The 15773-nt window shown below is 67.0% G+C and carries 13 protein-coding genes; 11 read left to right on the top strand and 2 right to left on the bottom strand.

The window, feature by feature from the left end; translation table 11 throughout:
* Positions 1-16 precede the first annotated feature (16 nt).
* On the top strand, positions 17-2233 hold the full coding sequence (gene pbpC, locus AC3FJ6_RS10085) for a penicillin-binding protein 1C (RefSeq protein ID WP_488771730.1): 2217 nt from the start codon (positions 17-19) through the stop codon (positions 2231-2233).
* 31 nt (positions 2234-2264) lie between these two features.
* Here the strand turns inward: pbpC and AC3FJ6_RS10090 are convergent, their stop codons facing one another.
* Positions 2265-3197, bottom strand: coding sequence for a LysR family transcriptional regulator (locus AC3FJ6_RS10090; RefSeq protein ID WP_488771731.1), 933 nt, complete (start codon positions 3195-3197; stop codon positions 2265-2267).
* Positions 3198-3319: 122 nt separating this feature from the next.
* Between AC3FJ6_RS10090 and AC3FJ6_RS10095 the strand changes: the two genes are divergently transcribed.
* From AC3FJ6_RS10095 to AC3FJ6_RS10105, 3 genes are all read left to right on the top strand, one after another.
* Positions 3320-4315 carry an aldo/keto reductase gene (locus AC3FJ6_RS10095; protein WP_488771732.1) on the top strand — a complete coding sequence of 332 codons (996 nt, stop codon included), beginning with the start codon at positions 3320-3322 and terminating at the stop codon, positions 4313-4315.
* Between the two features lie 75 nt (positions 4316-4390).
* Positions 4391-5362, top strand: coding sequence for a delta(1)-pyrroline-2-carboxylate reductase family protein (locus tag AC3FJ6_RS10100; protein ID WP_488771733.1), 972 nt, complete (start codon positions 4391-4393; stop codon positions 5360-5362).
* A 294-nt stretch (positions 5363-5656) separates the two neighbouring features.
* Entirely contained in the window at positions 5657-6382 is a 726-nt protein-coding gene (locus AC3FJ6_RS10105) for an OmpW/AlkL family protein (protein ID WP_153946313.1), read from the top strand.
* Between the two features lie 73 nt (positions 6383-6455).
* Here AC3FJ6_RS10105 and AC3FJ6_RS10110 read toward each other — a convergent pair whose 3' ends face one another.
* The gene (locus tag AC3FJ6_RS10110; RefSeq protein WP_488771734.1) at positions 6456-6656 is read right to left on the bottom strand and encodes a heavy-metal-associated domain-containing protein; all 201 of its coding nucleotides are present in this window, start codon (positions 6654-6656) and stop codon (positions 6456-6458) included.
* 186 nt (positions 6657-6842) lie between these two features.
* On the opposite strand from AC3FJ6_RS10110, the gene AC3FJ6_RS10115 reads away from it, so the two are divergent.
* The 7 genes from AC3FJ6_RS10115 (at position 6843) to AC3FJ6_RS10145 (ending at position 15617) form a co-directional block, all read left to right on the top strand.
* Positions 6843-9329 carry a heavy metal translocating P-type ATPase gene (locus AC3FJ6_RS10115; RefSeq protein WP_488771735.1) on the top strand — a complete coding sequence of 829 codons (2487 nt, stop codon included), beginning with the start codon at positions 6843-6845 and terminating at the stop codon, positions 9327-9329.
* On the top strand, positions 9326-9751 hold the full coding sequence (gene cueR, locus AC3FJ6_RS10120) for a Cu(I)-responsive transcriptional regulator (RefSeq protein ID WP_488771736.1): 426 nt from the start codon (positions 9326-9328) through the stop codon (positions 9749-9751). The genes AC3FJ6_RS10115 and cueR overlap by 4 nt, the downstream gene beginning before the upstream one ends.
* A 58-nt stretch (positions 9752-9809) precedes the next feature.
* The gene (locus AC3FJ6_RS10125) at positions 9810-10721 is read left to right on the top strand and encodes an alpha/beta hydrolase (RefSeq protein WP_488771737.1); all 912 of its coding nucleotides are present in this window, start codon (positions 9810-9812) and stop codon (positions 10719-10721) included.
* A gap of 87 nt (positions 10722-10808) precedes the next feature.
* Positions 10809-12476, top strand: coding sequence for a GMC family oxidoreductase (locus AC3FJ6_RS10130; RefSeq protein WP_488771738.1), 1668 nt, complete (start codon positions 10809-10811; stop codon positions 12474-12476).
* A gap of 308 nt (positions 12477-12784) precedes the next feature.
* On the top strand, positions 12785-13558 hold the full coding sequence (locus AC3FJ6_RS10135) for an ABC transporter ATP-binding protein (RefSeq protein ID WP_153946319.1): 774 nt from the start codon (positions 12785-12787) through the stop codon (positions 13556-13558).
* 1 nt (position 13559) lies between these two features.
* Complete coding sequence (locus AC3FJ6_RS10140; RefSeq protein WP_061958431.1) at positions 13560-14297, top strand: ABC transporter ATP-binding protein; 738 nt, start codon at positions 13560-13562, stop codon at positions 14295-14297.
* 111 nt (positions 14298-14408) lie between these two features.
* Complete coding sequence (locus tag AC3FJ6_RS10145; protein ID WP_488771739.1) at positions 14409-15617, top strand: ABC transporter substrate-binding protein; 1209 nt, start codon at positions 14409-14411, stop codon at positions 15615-15617.
* Positions 15618-15773: the final 156 nt, after the last annotated feature.

Below are 15773 nucleotides of genomic sequence, written 5' to 3' on the forward strand. Positions count from 1 at the left end.
CAAGGCGGGACGAAGCATGCGATTGAAGCGAAGTGCATGGGTGGTGACAAGCCTGTTGCTGTGGTCGGCCGGCGCCGCCCATGCCGTGCCCGGATTCCGGGAGGTGCGCGACAACTGGCGCAGTGCCGATATCGTCGTCACGGATCGGCACGGGCAGACGGTGGCGCGCGTGCGCGACGACTTCCAGGCACGGCGTGGCGACTGGGTGACGCTGGCCGATACCTCGCCGGCCTTGCGCACGGCCATCGTGCTGTCCGAGGACAGGCGCTTCTATGCGCATAGCGGGGTGGACTGGCAGGGCGTGGCCGCGGCGGCGTGGGCCAACCTCTGGAACACGCGCACGCGCGGGGCATCGACGCTGACGATGCAGTTGGCCGGGTTGCTCGATGCCGATCTGCGCGCCGGCCGTGGCCGCAGTTTCGGGCAGAAGATGGGGCAGGTGGTCAGTGCGTCGTCGCTGGAGCGCGGCTGGAGCAAGGATCAGATCCTGGAGGCCTACCTGAACCTGGTGCCGTTCCGGGGCGAACTGGTGGGGCTGTCGGCGATGTCGCAGACGCTGTTCGGCAAGGTGCCGAGCGGGCTCGATGCGCGGGAGTCGGCGGTGGCGGTGGCGCTGGTGCGCAGCCCGAATGCGTCGGCGCTGCAGGTGTCAAAGCGGGCGTGCGGCATCTTGCGCGACATGAAGCTGCCGCGCGAATGCGACGGGCTCGACGGCTTTACCACGCTGGTGCTGGCAAAGTCATTGGGCGCGGCGGCCGATGCGATGAACGCGCGCCGCGACATCCAGCTCGCACCGCATCTGGCGCGGCAACTGGTGACCCAGGCGCGGGTTGCGACGCCGGCCGGAAAGCCGCTGGCGCCGCGCATCGTATCGACGCTCGACGCCGAATTGCAGCGCGTGGCGGCGGACAGCCTCGGCCGGCATCTGCGCGAACTGGCCGGCCGCAATGCCGAGGACGGTGCGGTGGTGGTGATCGACAACGCCAGCGGCGACGTGCTGGCCTATGTGGGGTCGTCGGGCGTGCTGTCGGCGGCGGCTCAGGTCGATCATGCGGCCGCACTGCGGCAGGCCGGATCGACGCTGAAGCCGTTCCTTTATGCGCAGGCGATCGAGGAACGCCGGCTTACCGCCGCGTCGTTGCTCGACGATCGCCCGGTCAACCTGCCGACCGGCGGCGGGCTCTATATTCCGCAGAATTACGATCATCGCTATGCCGGCTGGGTCAGCCTGCGTGCCGCGCTGGGGTCGTCGCTCAATGTGCCGGCCGTGCGCACGCTGGTGATGGTGACCCCGCATCGCTTCCATCGCCGCCTGGTGTCGCTGGGTCTGCCGCTAACCCAGTCGGGCGATTACTACGGCTACAGCCTGGCGCTGGGCAGTGCCGATGTGTCGCTGCTGTCGCTGACCAATGCGTATCGTACTTTCGCCAATGCGGGCGCGTACTCGGCACCGCGCATGACGGCGGGTGCCGCGATGCCCGCGAAGCGTGCGGTGATGACACCCGATGCCACGTATGTGATCGGCGACGTGCTGTCGGACCGCCATGCGCGGGCGCGCACATTCGGGCTCGACAGTCCACTGACAACGCGTTTCTGGACGGCGGTGAAGACCGGCACCAGCAAGGACATGCGCGATAACTGGTGCGTGGGATGGTCGCAGGCCTACACGGTAGGGGTATGGGTGGGCAACGCAAGCGGCGCGAGCATGCACGACGTGTCCGGTGTATCGGGTGCGGCGCCCGTGTGGCACGAAGTCATGGAGGCGCTGCACCGGGGCAAGCCGAGCCGCGCGCCGGCGATGCCGGCCGGTGTGGAGCGCGTGGCGCTGGATTTCGAGGACGACCTGGAGCCCGCGCGTGACGAGGTGTTTCTGACGGGTACGGCCGTGCCGCACATCCGCATCGGCAAACCCGGCAAGACACCCGGTACGCCGGCGATTGCGAGCCCGGCGGACGGCACGATCTTCGCGCTCGATCCCGATATCCCGCCGGCGGCGCAACGGGTCTGGTTCCATGCCGATGGGCTGACCGGCCAGACCGCCAACGCGGTGACATGGCGCATGGACGGCAAGCCGCTGGGCAAGGGGGGCCAAGTGGGCTGGCTGCCATGGCCGGGACGGCATCGTGTGCAGCTGGTGGATGCCGGCGGCAAGGTGGTGCACGAGATCGGCATCGAAGTGCGCGGCGCCAGCGTGCGCGAGACCACGGCGCAGAAGGTGTCGCTGCGGCGCTGATGTCCGCGGATGCCGCGCCGCCGGCCGGAGGCTACAGCGGGGATTGCGGCAGTTCGCGCGCCTTGAGGAAATCGACGAACACGCGCAGCTTGGGCGGCATCAGCGCGCGGCTCGGGTAGTAGAGGTAGAAGCCCGAGAACGGCGGCGTCCAGGCATCGAGCACGGTGACCAGCGCCCCCGACGCCAGCGCCCCGGCGATATGGTGCGGAAACTCGTACACCAGCCCCAGCCCTGCCAGTGCGGCCTGATGCAGCATGGTCTTGTCGTTGGCGATCAGCGCGGGGCGGGTGTCCACGGTGAACGGGCGGCCGCCCGCGCGCGAAAACTCCCAACGGTACATCGACCCCATGGGCCCGAAACGATATTGCAGGCAGGCATGCCGATGCAGGTCATGGGGCGTTTCCGGCGTGCCATGGGCTGCCAGGTAATCGGGCGAGGCGGCTACCACCATGCGCAGCGGGCCTGTCACAGGAATCGCGACCATATCCTGCTGCAGCGCTTCGCCCAGGCGCAGGCCGGCATCGAACCCTTCGGCGATCAGGTCGATGAAGCGGTCGTCGGTCACCAGATCGACGCATATCGACGGGTACGCACGCATGAAATCGGTCAGGATGGGCCGCAACGCGATGACCACCGCCGAATGCGAACTTGTCAGCCGCAACGTGCCCACCGGTACGTCGCGCTGCTGGCGTACGTCGTCGGTGGCGGCATGGATTTCGGCCAGGGCCGGTGCCACGCGCGCCAGCAGCGCCGCGCCAGCCTCCGTCAGGCCCACGCGGCGCGTCGTGCGTTGGAGCAGGCGCACGCCAAGCCGGTCTTCCAGATGGCGCACGGTCTGCGAAATCGCCGAAGGGCTGACGCCCAGGGCAGCAGCAGCGGCGGTGAAACCGCCAAGTTGCGCCACGCGGGTGAAGGGGGCCAGCGCGGGCAGGGAATCCGGGTCGATTGTGAAGTCAGGCTTCATGATGCGTGCAGCGTAGCACGCTGTTTCCCAATGCGTGGGATGGCGATACTGGCGCTCATCCGGTTGGGACGTGCTGTTTGTTCCGGTGCCCGCCGTGACCTGAAACCACAAGGAGTCTGCCGATGACGGCAATGCGCAAACTGGGGCAGGTTGGCCCCGAAGTCTTTCCCCTGGGCCTGGGCTGCATGGGCATGAGCGAGTTCTATGGCGACCACGACGACGCCGAATCCATTCGTACGATTCATTACGCTATCGATAAAGGCGTGAACTTTATCGATACGGCAGATATCTATGGTCCGCACACCAACGAGCAGTTGGTGGGCCGGGCATTGGCCGGACGCCGTGACAAGGTGGTACTGGCCACCAAGTTCGGCATTGTGCGCGATCCCGCCAACCCGGGGGCGCGCGGCGCCAATGGCCGTCCCGAGTATGTCCGGGCGTCTTGCGATGCCAGCCTGAAGCGGCTGGGCGTGGATCATATCGACCTGTACTACCAGCATCGCGTAGACCCGGACACGCCGATCGAGGAGACCGTCGGCGCGATGGCCGATCTGGTCAAGGCCGGCAAGGTGCGGTGGATCGGGCTGTCCGAGGCCGGCACGGCCACCATCGAGCGCGCGCATGCGGTGCATCCGGTGACGGCCCTGCAGACCGAATACTCGCTGTGGACGCGCGACGTGGACGAGAATGGCATCCTGGCCACCTGCCAGCGGCTGGGCATCGGCTTTGTGCCATACAGCCCGCTGGGGCGCGGCTTCCTGACCGGCGCCATCCGTACGCCCGACGATTTCGCGCCGGACGACTATCGCCGTACCAATCCGCGCTTCACGGGCGAAAACTTCGCGCGCAACCTGAAGCTGGTGGATGCCGTGCGCGAACTGGCGGCAGCCAAGGGATGCACGGCGGCGCAACTGGCGCTGGCCTGGGTGCTGACGCGCGGCGAGCAGGTGGTGCCGATTCCCGGCACGCGCCGGATCGCCAATCTCGACGACAATCTGGGCGCACTGAACGTCAAACTGTCTGCGCGGGATCTGGCCGATATCGACGCGGTGTTCCCGCTGGGCGCGGCGGCGGGTACGCGCTACGCCGAACAGGTGATGTCGCTGCTGTCGCGCTGATCGGGGTCCGGCAACGGGGCCGGCCGGGTGACAATGTCGGCCTTCGCCTCTTTTTGCCTGTACGGGCCCCCACCGATGACTGCCGAGCCGACCGTCCCCCTGACTGCCCTGGATGCCGCCGCCACCGCGGCACGCCTGCCGTATCCCGCGCTTGCCCGGGCCATTGCTTCGATGCTGGGCGAACTGCGCGACGGCACCGCGATGGCGCCGCCGCGCATTGCGCTGCCCGTGGGCGACGCCGCGCGCGGGCAGGGCACGCTGCTGGTGATGCCGGCGTGCAACCGCGACATCGTGATGACCAAGAACATCACCGTCCATCCGGGCAATCCGCAGCGGGGCCTGCCAAATATCCTCGGCGAAGTGGTGGTGGCCAACGCGCATACCGGCGAGCGGATCGCCATGCTTGACGGCCCGACCGTCACCGGGCGGCGCACCGCCGCCGTATCGTTGCTGGCAGCGCAATCGTTCGCACCGATGATTGACGGGGAACTGCTGATCGTCGGCGCGGGCGTGCAGGCGCAAACCCATCTCGAAGCGTTCGTGGCGGGCCTGCCCGTGCGCAAGGTCTGGCTGCAGTCGCGCACGCGCGACAAGGCCGACGCGCTGGCCGCACAAGCGCGTGCGCTGGGCGTGGCCGCCGACGTGATCGACGATGTCGCGGCGGTGCTGCCCCGGGTGTCGATGGTGGTCACCGTGACATCGAGCCGGACGCCGGTGCTGCCCGATGTGGACAGCGGCCTCTGGACCGACCGCCATTTCGTCGCGGCCGTCGGCGCATTCCGGCCCGACATGTGCGAACTGCCGCCGCAACTGTGCCAAACGGCATCGGCGCGGGGCCGCCTGCTGGCCGACACGCTGTTCGGTATCGAAGACGAAGCAGGCGACCTGCTGCAGGCGGGCATCGACTGGAATACGGTGCAGCCGTTCGAGACGGCCATTCTCGATGCCGATACCCTGCGTACGCGAACAGGCAGTCCGCTGGTGTTCAAGAGCGTGGGCTATGCGCTGTGGGACCTGGCTGCCTGCATCCTGGCCAGCCAGAAGTGACGCGGGGCTGGCGCCCGCATCCCGTCCGAACGCCTGTTTGAGCATTCGGCTATGCAGTCAAAAAACCACTCGCATCGAGTGGTTTTTCATTTGTGAAACAGAACCGTTGTGCTGACGCGTCGTTTTGGATGCAAAAACGCCGAAATCCGTGTCCGCCTTTTGGGTTAACCCTGTCTTTAGGGCATTTCTTCTATCATCCCGCCCCGTGTATGAAACAGTCCGCGCAAGTGCCGCAGGATAATTGCCGCCAGCAGTGGCTGTATTCAGAAGAAAGAGGACGGAGTAAGAGGAACAATGAAAAAGATCTATAAAAACATGCTGATGGCGGGTGCCGCCATGGCAATGGCTGGCGCCGCACAGGCCCAGTCCGCGGGCACTAACGTGGTGAGCCTTGGCTGGATGCGCGTGATGCCGACGGGCGACTCGCAACTGCTGACGATCGATTCGATCGGTGGCCGTCCGGCTGGCGTGCAGCGCCCGAACACCGGCGCCAAGATCGACGGCGCCGATACCGCCGGCCTGACGTTCGGGCACTTCTTCACCGACAACATTTCGGCCGAATTCGTCGTGGGCATCCCGCCCCAGCACGATGTCAGCGGCGACCGCGGCTATGCCCAGTACGGCAAGCTCGGCGAAGTGCGTCAATGGAGCCCGGCGATCGTCGCCAAGTGGCATTTCTTCGACGCCAAGACCAAGTTCCGCCCGTACGTCGGCGTGGGTGTGAACTACACCTGGTTCACCGGCGAGACGGTCACGAACCAGACCTTCGTCCAGCGCGAGTTTGGCCCGGGCTCGACCATGACGGCGACCGCCAGTTCGTCGTGGAACCCGGTGTTCAACGTCGGCGCGAACTACGCGATCAACGAGAAGTGGTTCCTCGGCTTCTCGGTGTCGTACGTGCCGATCTCGTCCACGGCTCACTTCACCACCACGCTGGCCAATGGCGCCAAGGTCGAGTCGCACACCAAGATCAAGATCGATCCGGTCGTGACGTTCCTGCACGTCGGCTACAAGTTCTGATCCGTCACGGACCAGACGCCAGATGGCGAAAAAGGCACCCCGGGGTGCCTTTTTTCATTAGCCCGGCCGGATATCAGGCCGTCGACTTCACCGGGTAGCCGGCATCCTCGATGGCTTGCTGCAGCGCCTGGCGATCCGCGGCCGATTCGACCTTGACCGACTGGGCCGGCACGTCGGCGGCCACCTGGGCGGCCGGATCGACGGCCTGCACCGCGCGGGTGATCGCGCCGACGCAGTGGTTGCAGGACATGCCTTCGACCTGGAACTGGATCATGGTGTGACTCCTTGTGAACGATTTGAGACTGGAAACGACTTTCGGAAGCAGTATGAACCTTCCCACCGTGGGAAGCGCAAGCCCGCGATGGTGACGCGGAAATAACGCCGCCGGCCTTGACCTTCCAATGATGGTAAGGTCCACAGTACAGTTGTCGCGCCCCGTGCGCCTTGCCGGATTTCGCCCATGTCCACCCCTGCGTCGTCCCTGAGTTCCGTCCCGAACACCACGCCGAATGCCACCCGGCATGCCGTTGGTGCGGCCGAGTGGCGCCTGCCTGTCGAGGGCATGACCTGCGCGTCGTGCGTGGGCCGCGTCGAGCGTGCGCTGGCGAAGGTGCCCGGCGTGCATGACGTGGCCGTCAACCTGGCCACCGAGCAGGCCACGCTCCATGTCGACAGCGGCGCCGCACTCAACGCCGCCGCGCAGGCCGTGGCCGATGCGGGCTACGACGTGCCGCGCGACGAGGTCGAGCTCGCCATCGCGGACATGACCTGCGCGTCATGCGTGGGCCGCGTGGAGCGTGCGCTGCGTGCCGTGCCCGGCGTGCAGGACGCCCAGGTCAACCTGGCTACCGAGCGCGCCACGGTGACGGTGCTGCGCGGCACAGCCGATGCGGCGGCACTTGCCGAGGCTGTGGCGCGCGCCGGATATGGTGCCAGGCCGGTGGTCGATGCGGCAGCCGCTGCATCGGGTACGGAAGCACGGCGGTCCGATTTCTGGTCCGGTCCGTGGCCCGTGGCGATCTCCGCCGCGCTGTCGCTGCCGCTGGTGGCGCCGATGGTGCTGGAATGGTTCGGCATCCACGCGATGCTGCCGGGCTGGCTGCAATGGCTGCTGGCCACGCCGGTGCAGTTCGTGTTCGGCTGGCGCTTCTACAAGGCCGGCTACAAGGCCGTGCGCGCCCGTGCCGGCAATATGGACCTGCTGGTGGCACTGGGTACGTCGGCCGCCTATGCGCTGTCGATCTGGCAGATGTTCGATGCCGAGCCCGGCGCCATGCCTCACCTGTACTTCGAAAGCGCCGCGGTCGTGATCACGCTGGTGCGGCTTGGCAAATGGCTGGAAGTCCGCGCCAAGCGCCAGACCGCCGACGCCATCCGCGCGCTGGCCGCCCTGCGCCCCGATACGGCGCGCGTGGTCCGCAACGGCGTGGAGCAGACCGTGCCGCTGGCCGACGTGCGCGTGGGCGACGACATCGTCGTCCGGCCCGGCGAGCGGATTCCGGTCGATGCCGAAGTGGTGACCGGCGCCAGCCATGCCGATGAATCGATGCTGACCGGCGAGTCGCTGCCGGTGCCGAAGCGGCCGGGCGACCGGCTGACCGGTGGATCGATCAATTTCGAGGGCCTGCTGGTGGCGCGTACCGTGGCCGTGGGTGCCGAGACGGTGCTGGCCAGGATCATCCGCATGGTCGAGCACGCGCAGGCAGCCAAGGCGCCGATCCAGCGCATGGTGGACCAGGTCAGCGCGGTGTTCGTGCCCGTGGTGCTGGGCATTGCGCTGGCCACGCTGCTGGGCTGGGGCGTGATTGCCGGCGACTGGAGCCAGGCGCTGCTCAACGCCGTGGCGGTGCTGGTGATCGCCTGCCCCTGCGCGCTGGGCCTGGCCACGCCGACCGCGATCATGGCGGGCACCGGCGCCGGTGCGCGCGCAGGCATCCTGATCAAGGACGCCGAGGCGCTGGAAGTGGCGCATCGCGTGTCGATCGTGGCGTTCGACAAGACCGGCACGCTGACCGTCGGCAAGCCCGAGGTGGTGGCGCTGCACGCCGCCGATGGCGATGACAACGCACTGCTGGAAAAGCTCGCGGCATTGCAGGCCGGCAGCGAGCATCCGCTGGCACGCGCCGTGGTGGCGCTGGCGGCCGAACGCGGTATCGCGGCGCCCGTGGCCAGCGATGTGCGCGCGCTGCCGGGCCGCGGCATTGCCGGCGTGGTGGCGGGGCAGGCGCTGCAACTGGGCAGCGAAGGGCTGCGCGCGTGGCTGAACGCCGATGCGGGTGCGCTGCAGGCCGATGCCGAACGGCTGCGCGGCGAAGGGCGCACGGTATCGTGGCTGATCGACGCCGCGACGCCTTCCGTGCTGGGGCTGGTGGCGTTTGGCGATGCGCTGAAGCCGGGCGCGGCGGCCGCCATCGCACGGCTGCGGGAGGCCGGCATCCGCACCGTGATGCTGACCGGCGATAACGCCGGCGCGGCGGCCCGCGTGGCCAGCGTGCTGGGCCTGGACGACGTGCAGGCCGAGGTATTGCCCGGGGACAAGGCCGCCCGCGTGACGGCGCTGCGGGCTGACGGCAACGCCGTGGTGGCGATGGTGGGCGATGGCATCAACGACGCGCCGGCGCTGGCGGCGGCCGATGTCGGCATTGCGATGTCCACGGGCACCGACGTGGCGATGCACGCGGCCGGCATCACGCTGATGCGTGGCGATCCCGCGCTGGTGGCCGATGCGCTCGCGGTGTCGCACCGCACCGTGCGCAAGATCCGCCAGAACCTGTTCTGGGCCTTTATCTACAACGTGATCGGCATACCGCTGGCCGTGGCGGGGCTGCTCAATCCGGTGGTGGCGGGCGCCGCGATGGCGTTCTCCAGTGTCAGCGTGGTCAGCAACGCGCTGCTGCTGCGCCGCTGGCACCCGCTGGCGGGCCAGCAAGCCAAGGAGGCAAGATGAATATCGGAGAAGCGGCGGAGGCCTCGGGCGTATCCGCCAAGATGATCCGCCACTACGAATCGATCGGCCTTGTCGATGCGCCGCCGCGCAGCGAGGGCGGCTATCGCCGCTACGACGAACGGGCGGTGCATACCTTGCGCTTCGTGCGGCGCGCCCGTAATCTCGGCTTCTCGCTCGACGAGATTCGCAACCTGCTGTCGCTCTGGCATGATCGCGGGCGGGCCAGCGCCGACGTGAAGGCGCTGACGCTGCGGCACGTGGCGGAACTGGAGGTCAAGATTGCGGAGCTGGCCGCCATGCGCGACACGCTGCGCGCACTGGCCGAGGCCTGCAGCGGCGACGACCGGCCCGATTGCCCGATCCTGTCCGACATGGCGTCGGAGGCGTCGGAAGCGCCGGATTGTCCGGCATGCCACGCCTGACCGCAGGCTAGCCATCCGCAGCATCACGACAAGCAGGTCCCAACAAGGAGAGATTGGGATGAACGAGCCTGTGACCGCCTTTGCGCTGGCTTCCGCGCCGGCGCCCGCCATCGCGCCGACCGAATCGCGCCAGCGCATGCGCGATGGCACCGAACTGCTGCTGCGTACCTGGCTGCCCGATCCGCAGCACTTTCCCGAGCCCCTTGGCACCGTCCTGCTTGTGCACGGACTGGCCGAGCATAGTGGCCGCTATCCGCATGTTGCGGCCGCGTTGTGCGCGCTGGGGCTGCGCGTGCGGGCCTACGACCACCGGGGCCATGGCGCGAGCGGCGGCCCGCGCATGGTGGTGCCGCATCCCGACAGCTATCTCGACGACCTGGCCGAAATCCACGATGCCGCAGTGCGGCAATGGCACGAACTGCCGATCGTGCTGGGCCACAGCATGGGTGGCCTGGTGGCGGCACGTTTTGCGACGGCCCGCGTGCGGCCGATCCGGGCGCTGATCCTGTCGTCGCCGGCGCTGGCGTTGAGATTGTCCAACACTATGCTCACGCTGCATCGCGTGCTGCTGGCGCTGGTGCCGCATATGCGTGTGCCGAATCCCATCGACGCCCATCTGCTGTCGCACGACCCCGAAGTGGCGCGTGCCTATCGTACCGATCCGCTGGTGCAGGGGTCGATCAGCGCCAGCGTGCTGGAGTCGTTCCTGCGCGGCATGGCGCAGGCGCAGGCTGACGCGCCGCGGCTGGAAGCCCCGATGCTGATGCTGGTGGGCGGCGCCGATCGCATCGTCGATCCGCAGGGCAGCCGTACCTTTTTCGGCCACGCGCCCGAGGACCTGCGCGAGATGGCGTGGTTCGAGACTGGTTTTCACGAGATATTCAACGAGGCCGAGCCGTTGCGCGGCGAGGTCTTCGCGGCACTGACCGACTGGCTTCGCCGGCACCTGGAGAATCCGGCAAAGCCCTGACGACGGCCGCTGCCAAGTCGTGCGATGATGCCCGGCATTCCACAAGAAAAAAAAGCGCCCTCAGGGCCGGCAAAGGAAGCAAGGGATATGGAGACGTACGACTACATCATCGTGGGCGCGGGCTCGGCCGGCTGCGTGCTGGCCAACCGCCTGACGCAGGACGCCGATGTCAACGTGCTGCTGCTCGAAGCGGGCGGCAAGGACGACTACCACTGGATCCATATTCCGGTGGGCTACCTGTACTGCATCGGCAATCCGCGCACAGACTGGCTGTACCGCACCGTCGAAGAGGCTGGCCTCAATGGCCGTTCGCTGGGATACCCGCGCGGCCGCGTGCTGGGCGGGTGTTCGTCGATCAACGGCATGATCTACATGCGCGGGCAGCGCGAGGATTACGACGACTGGGCACGCATCACCGGGGACGACGGCTGGCGCTGGGACAACGTGCTGCCGCTGTTCAAGCGTAGCGAGGACCATCATCGCGGCGCCAACGAATTCCACGGCGCTGGCGGCGAGTGGCGCGTGGAAGGGCAACGGCTGCACTGGGACATCCTGGAGCGGTTCATCGACGCCGCCGAGCAGGCCGGCATTCCGCGCACCAGCGATTTCAACCGCGGCGACAACTTCGGCGTGGGCTATTTCGAGGTGAACCAGCGGCGCGGCATTCGCTGGAACACGGCCAAGGCATTCCTGCGCAAGGCGTCGGACCGGCCCAACCTGACCATTGTCACAGGCGCCCAGGTCAGCAGCCTGGTCTTCGATTCGCCCGACGGCAGGCGCTGCACCGGCGTGCAGTACGTGGGCGGCGGCCAGCAGCTGGAAGCGCGGGCCACCGAGGAGGTGATCCTGGCCGCCGGTGCGATCAATTCGCCGCAGTTGCTGGAACTGTCGGGCATCGGCCAGCCGGAACGGCTGCAGGCGCTGGGCATTCGCGTGCGCCATGCCTTGCCCGGCGTGGGCGAGAACCTGCAGGATCATCTGCAGCTGCGTACCGTCATCAAGGTGCAAGGCGTGCGCACGCTCAATACGCGCGCGTCGAAGTGGTGGGGCAAGCTTGGCATCGGCCTGCAGTACGCGTTCAACCAGAGCGGGCCGATGAGCATGGCGCCGTCGCAGCTGGGCGCGTTCGCGCGCAGCGACGAGGGCCAGGCGCGCGCCAATGTCGAATATCATGTGCAGCCGCTGTCGCTGGACAAGTTTGGCGACCCGCTGCACGACTTCAATGCCTTCACGGCCAGCGTCTGCAACCTGCGGCCCACGTCGCGCGGCAGCGTGCATATCGACAATGCGGACTTCCGCCGCGCCCCGCGGATCGCGCCGAACTACCTGTCGACCGAGGCCGACCGCAAGGTGGCCGCCGATTCGATCCGACTGACCCGGCGCATCGTCGCATCGCCGGCGCTGGCACCATACCAGCCCAGCGAATGGCTGCCGGGCCCTGCGTTCCAGACCGACGAGCAGCTGGCGGAGGCGGCCGGCGCCATCGGCACCACGATCTTCCATCCGGTGGGCACCTGTCGCATGGGCGCCGGCGACGACGCCGAGGCGGTGGTCGACAACCGGCTGCGCGTACGCGGCATCGCCGGACTGCGCGTGGTGGACGCCTCGGTCATGCCGCTGATTACCTCGGGCAATACCAATTCGCCGACGATCATGATTGCCGAGCGGGCCAGCGACATGATCCGCGCCGACCGCAAGGCCCGCGCGAGCGGTGCAGCAAATACCCCGCAAATCGTCACGTCGGTGTCGGCATAAGGGTCTTCCACGATACCTGGCGAAGCCGACGCCCGCAGACGTCGGTACGGCTTCGCACATCGCGTTGCCGTCACGTCGTTAATGTATTACGCCTAGTGCAAACCCCGATGTTTTGCGACGCAGCAGGCGCACACAATAGTCGCCGGTATACGGTGCCGCAGCCTTCACTTGGCGCACGCGTATCCACGGTAGCCGCACCGTTCCCACCAATACCTAAAGCGGCAAACATGGCGACAAAGCGCCGCAGTTCGGACCATTGTCAGTAGCCGGGCACAACCTGGCAGCAGCAAGAGGGCGGGCAGGAGACTATGACTCAGGAAATCATCCTGGAAACGAAGAACCTCACGAAGGAATTCAAGGGGTTCACTGCGGTGAGCGACGTCAACCTGCAGGTGCGGCGCGGCTCGATCCATGCCTTGATCGGACCGAACGGCGCGGGCAAGACCACTTGCTTCAACCTGCTCACCAAATTCCTGGAGCCCACCACGGGCACCATCCTTTTCAACGGCATCGACATCACGCGAGAGAAGCCCGCACAGATTGCGCGGCGCGGCGTGATCCGGTCGTTCCAGATTTCCGCCGTGTTCCCGCACCTGACCGTGCGCGAGAACGTGCGCATCGGCCTGCAGCGCCAGCTGGGCACCGCGTTCCAGTTCTGGCGCAGCGAGCGGTCGCTCGACGTGCTCGACGCGCGCGCCATGGACCTGCTGGACCAGGTGGGCCTGACCGAGTTCGCCGAGACCACCACCGTCAACCTGCCATACGGCCGCAAGCGCGCACTGGAGATCGCCACCACGCTGGCGATGGAGCCCGAGCTGATGCTGCTGGACGAGCCCACGCAGGGCATGGGCCACGAGGACGTGGACCGCGTGACGCAGCTGATCAAGAAGGTCTCTGCCGGCCGCACCATCCTGATGGTCGAGCACAACATGAACGTGGTGTCGTCGATCGCCGACAAGATCACGGTGCTGCAACGTGGCGCCATCCTGGCCGAAGGGCCGTACGCCGAGGTGTCGAAGGACCCGCGCGTGATGGAAGCCTACATGGGCACCGCCGACGCCGAACTGCAGGGGGCGCACTGAGATGAGCACGAACGCATCCAATGTCCCCGCGCTGGAGATCAAGGACCTGCACGCCTGGTACGGCGAATCGCACATCCTGCACGGCGTGGACCTGACCGTGAACCGTGGCGAGGTGGTCACGCTGCTGGGCCGCAACGGCGCCGGCCGCACCACCACCATGCGCGCGATCATGGGCCTGACCGGCGCGCGCAAGGGATCGATCAAGATCAACGGCAACGAGACCATCGGCCTGCCCACGCACAAGATCGCGCACTACGGCATCGGCTACTGCCCGGAAGAGCGGGCGATCTTCTCCAGCCTGTCGTGCGAGGAAAACCTGCTGCTGCCGCCCGTGCTCAAGGGCGCCAGGGGCGGCGACACCCCCGGCATGAGCGAGGCCGAGATCTACGAGATGTTCCCGAACCTGCGCGAGCGCAAGCAGAGCCAGGGCACGCGGTTGTCGGGCGGGGAACAGCAGATGCTGGCCGTGGGCCGCATCCTGCGCACGGGCGCGAACCTGCTGCTGCTCGACGAGATATCCGAGGGCCTGGCGCCGGTGATCGTGCAGGCGCTGGCGCGCATGATCCTGATGCTCAAGAAGAAGGGCTACACCGTGGTCATGGTGGAGCAGAACTTCCGCTTTGCCGCACCGCTGGCCGACCGCTTCTACGTGATGGAGCACGGCACCATCGTCGAACGCTTTGCCGCCAGCGAGCTGCAGGCCAAGATGCCGGTGCTGAACGAACTGCTCGGGGTCTGACCCGCTGCGCCCGACCGGCGCCAGGGTCGTAATTCCGGATCGTGTGAATCGTATTTTTACGAGATGGCAGGAACGGGTGGCAGCACGCCGCCGCAACTCAGGAGACAAGACATGAAGATGAATCGGCTGGCTGTCGCAGTGGCGGCAACTGTCTTTGGCGCGTTTGCAGGGGGCGCTTCGGCGCAGGTATCGAACGATACCGTGAAGATCGGCTACATCACCGACATGTCGGGCCTGTACGCCGACATCGACGGCCCGGGCGGCCTGGAAGCGATCAAGATGGCCATCGAGGATCACGGTGGCAAGGTGCTGGGCAAGCCGATCGAACTGGTCAGCGCCGATCACCAGAACAAGGCCGACATTGCTGCGTCGAAGGCGCGCGAATGGATGGACCAGCAGGGCCTGGACATGCTGCTGGGCGGCACCAACTCGGCCACGGGCCTGGCCATGAACAAGGTGGCGCAGGAAAAGAAGCGCGTCTACTTCAACATCGGCGCCGGCACGGCCCGCCTGACCAATGAAGAGTGCTCGCCGTACACGGTGCACTACGCCTATGACACGGTGGCGCTGGCCAAGGGCACCGGCAGCGCGGTGGTGAAGCAGGGCGGCAAGAAGTGGTTCTTCCTGACCGCCGACTACGCCTTCGGCCATTCGCTCGAAAGCGATACGGCGGCCGTGGTGAAGGCCAATGGCGGCACGGTGGTGGGCCAGGTGCGCCACCCGCTGTCGGCGTCGGACTTCTCGTCGTTCCTGCTGCAGGCGCAGGCATCGAAGGCTGACATCCTGGGCCTGGCCAATGCCGGCGGCGACACGATCAACGCGATCAAGGCCGCCAAGGAATTCGGCATCACCAAGAGCATGAAGATTGCCGGCCTGCTGATGTTCATCAATGACGTGCACAGCCTGGGCCTGAAGAACACCGAAGGCCTGCTGATGACCGACAGCTGGTACTGGGACATGAACGACGACACCCGCAAGTTCGCGAACCGCTTCTTCGGCAAGATGAAGAAGATGCCGAGCAGCCTGCAGGCCGCCGATTATTCCGCCGTCAGCACGTACCTCAAGGCTGTGGAAGCCGCCAAGACCGATGATCCGGACAAGGTCATGGCCGAGCTCAAGAAGATGAAGATCAACGACTTCTACAACAAGAGCTACATCCGCGCCGATGGCCGCAATATCCACGACATGTACCTGATGCAGGTCAAGGCGCCGGCGGATTCGAAGAAGCCGTGGGACTACCTGAAGGTGGCGGCGACGATCCCGGGCGACCAGGCGTTCACGACGGTGGCCGAGTCGAAGTGCTCGATCCTGAAGAAGTAAGTTGTTGTGTTGTTTTGCTCCCCTCTCCCGCTGTGCGGGAGAGGGGCGGGGGGAGAGGGCAGGCGATTCTGACGACACAGGTCTCGATTTGAACCGCTGAGGCCGGGCGCCCCCCCCCCCCCCCCCCCCCCCCGGGGGGGGGGGGAGGGGGGGGGC

Source organism: Cupriavidus sp. 94F1 (assembly GCF_057798875.1).

Excerpts from the sequence above, each read along its gene's own strand:
- pbpC (WP_488771730.1), top strand. The coding sequence starts at position 17 with ATGCGATTGAAGCGAAGTGCATGGGTGGTGACAAGCCTGTTGCTGTGG.
- AC3FJ6_RS10090 (WP_488771731.1), bottom strand. The coding sequence starts at position 3,197 with ATGAAGCCTGACTTCACAATCGACCCGGATTCCCTGCCCGCGCTGGCC.
- AC3FJ6_RS10095 (WP_488771732.1), top strand. The coding sequence starts at position 3,320 with ATGACGGCAATGCGCAAACTGGGGCAGGTTGGCCCCGAAGTCTTTCCC.
- AC3FJ6_RS10100 (WP_488771733.1), top strand. The coding sequence starts at position 4,391 with ATGACTGCCGAGCCGACCGTCCCCCTGACTGCCCTGGATGCCGCCGCC.
- AC3FJ6_RS10105 (WP_153946313.1), top strand. The coding sequence starts at position 5,657 with ATGAAAAAGATCTATAAAAACATGCTGATGGCGGGTGCCGCCATGGCA.
- AC3FJ6_RS10110 (WP_488771734.1), bottom strand. The coding sequence starts at position 6,656 with ATGATCCAGTTCCAGGTCGAAGGCATGTCCTGCAACCACTGCGTCGGC.
- AC3FJ6_RS10115 (WP_488771735.1), top strand. The coding sequence starts at position 6,843 with ATGTCCACCCCTGCGTCGTCCCTGAGTTCCGTCCCGAACACCACGCCG.
- cueR (WP_488771736.1), top strand. The coding sequence starts at position 9,326 with ATGAATATCGGAGAAGCGGCGGAGGCCTCGGGCGTATCCGCCAAGATG.
- AC3FJ6_RS10125 (WP_488771737.1), top strand. The coding sequence starts at position 9,810 with ATGAACGAGCCTGTGACCGCCTTTGCGCTGGCTTCCGCGCCGGCGCCC.
- AC3FJ6_RS10130 (WP_488771738.1), top strand. The coding sequence starts at position 10,809 with ATGGAGACGTACGACTACATCATCGTGGGCGCGGGCTCGGCCGGCTGC.
- AC3FJ6_RS10135 (WP_153946319.1), top strand. The coding sequence starts at position 12,785 with ATGACTCAGGAAATCATCCTGGAAACGAAGAACCTCACGAAGGAATTC.
- AC3FJ6_RS10140 (WP_061958431.1), top strand. The coding sequence starts at position 13,560 with ATGAGCACGAACGCATCCAATGTCCCCGCGCTGGAGATCAAGGACCTG.
- AC3FJ6_RS10145 (WP_488771739.1), top strand. The coding sequence starts at position 14,409 with ATGAAGATGAATCGGCTGGCTGTCGCAGTGGCGGCAACTGTCTTTGGC.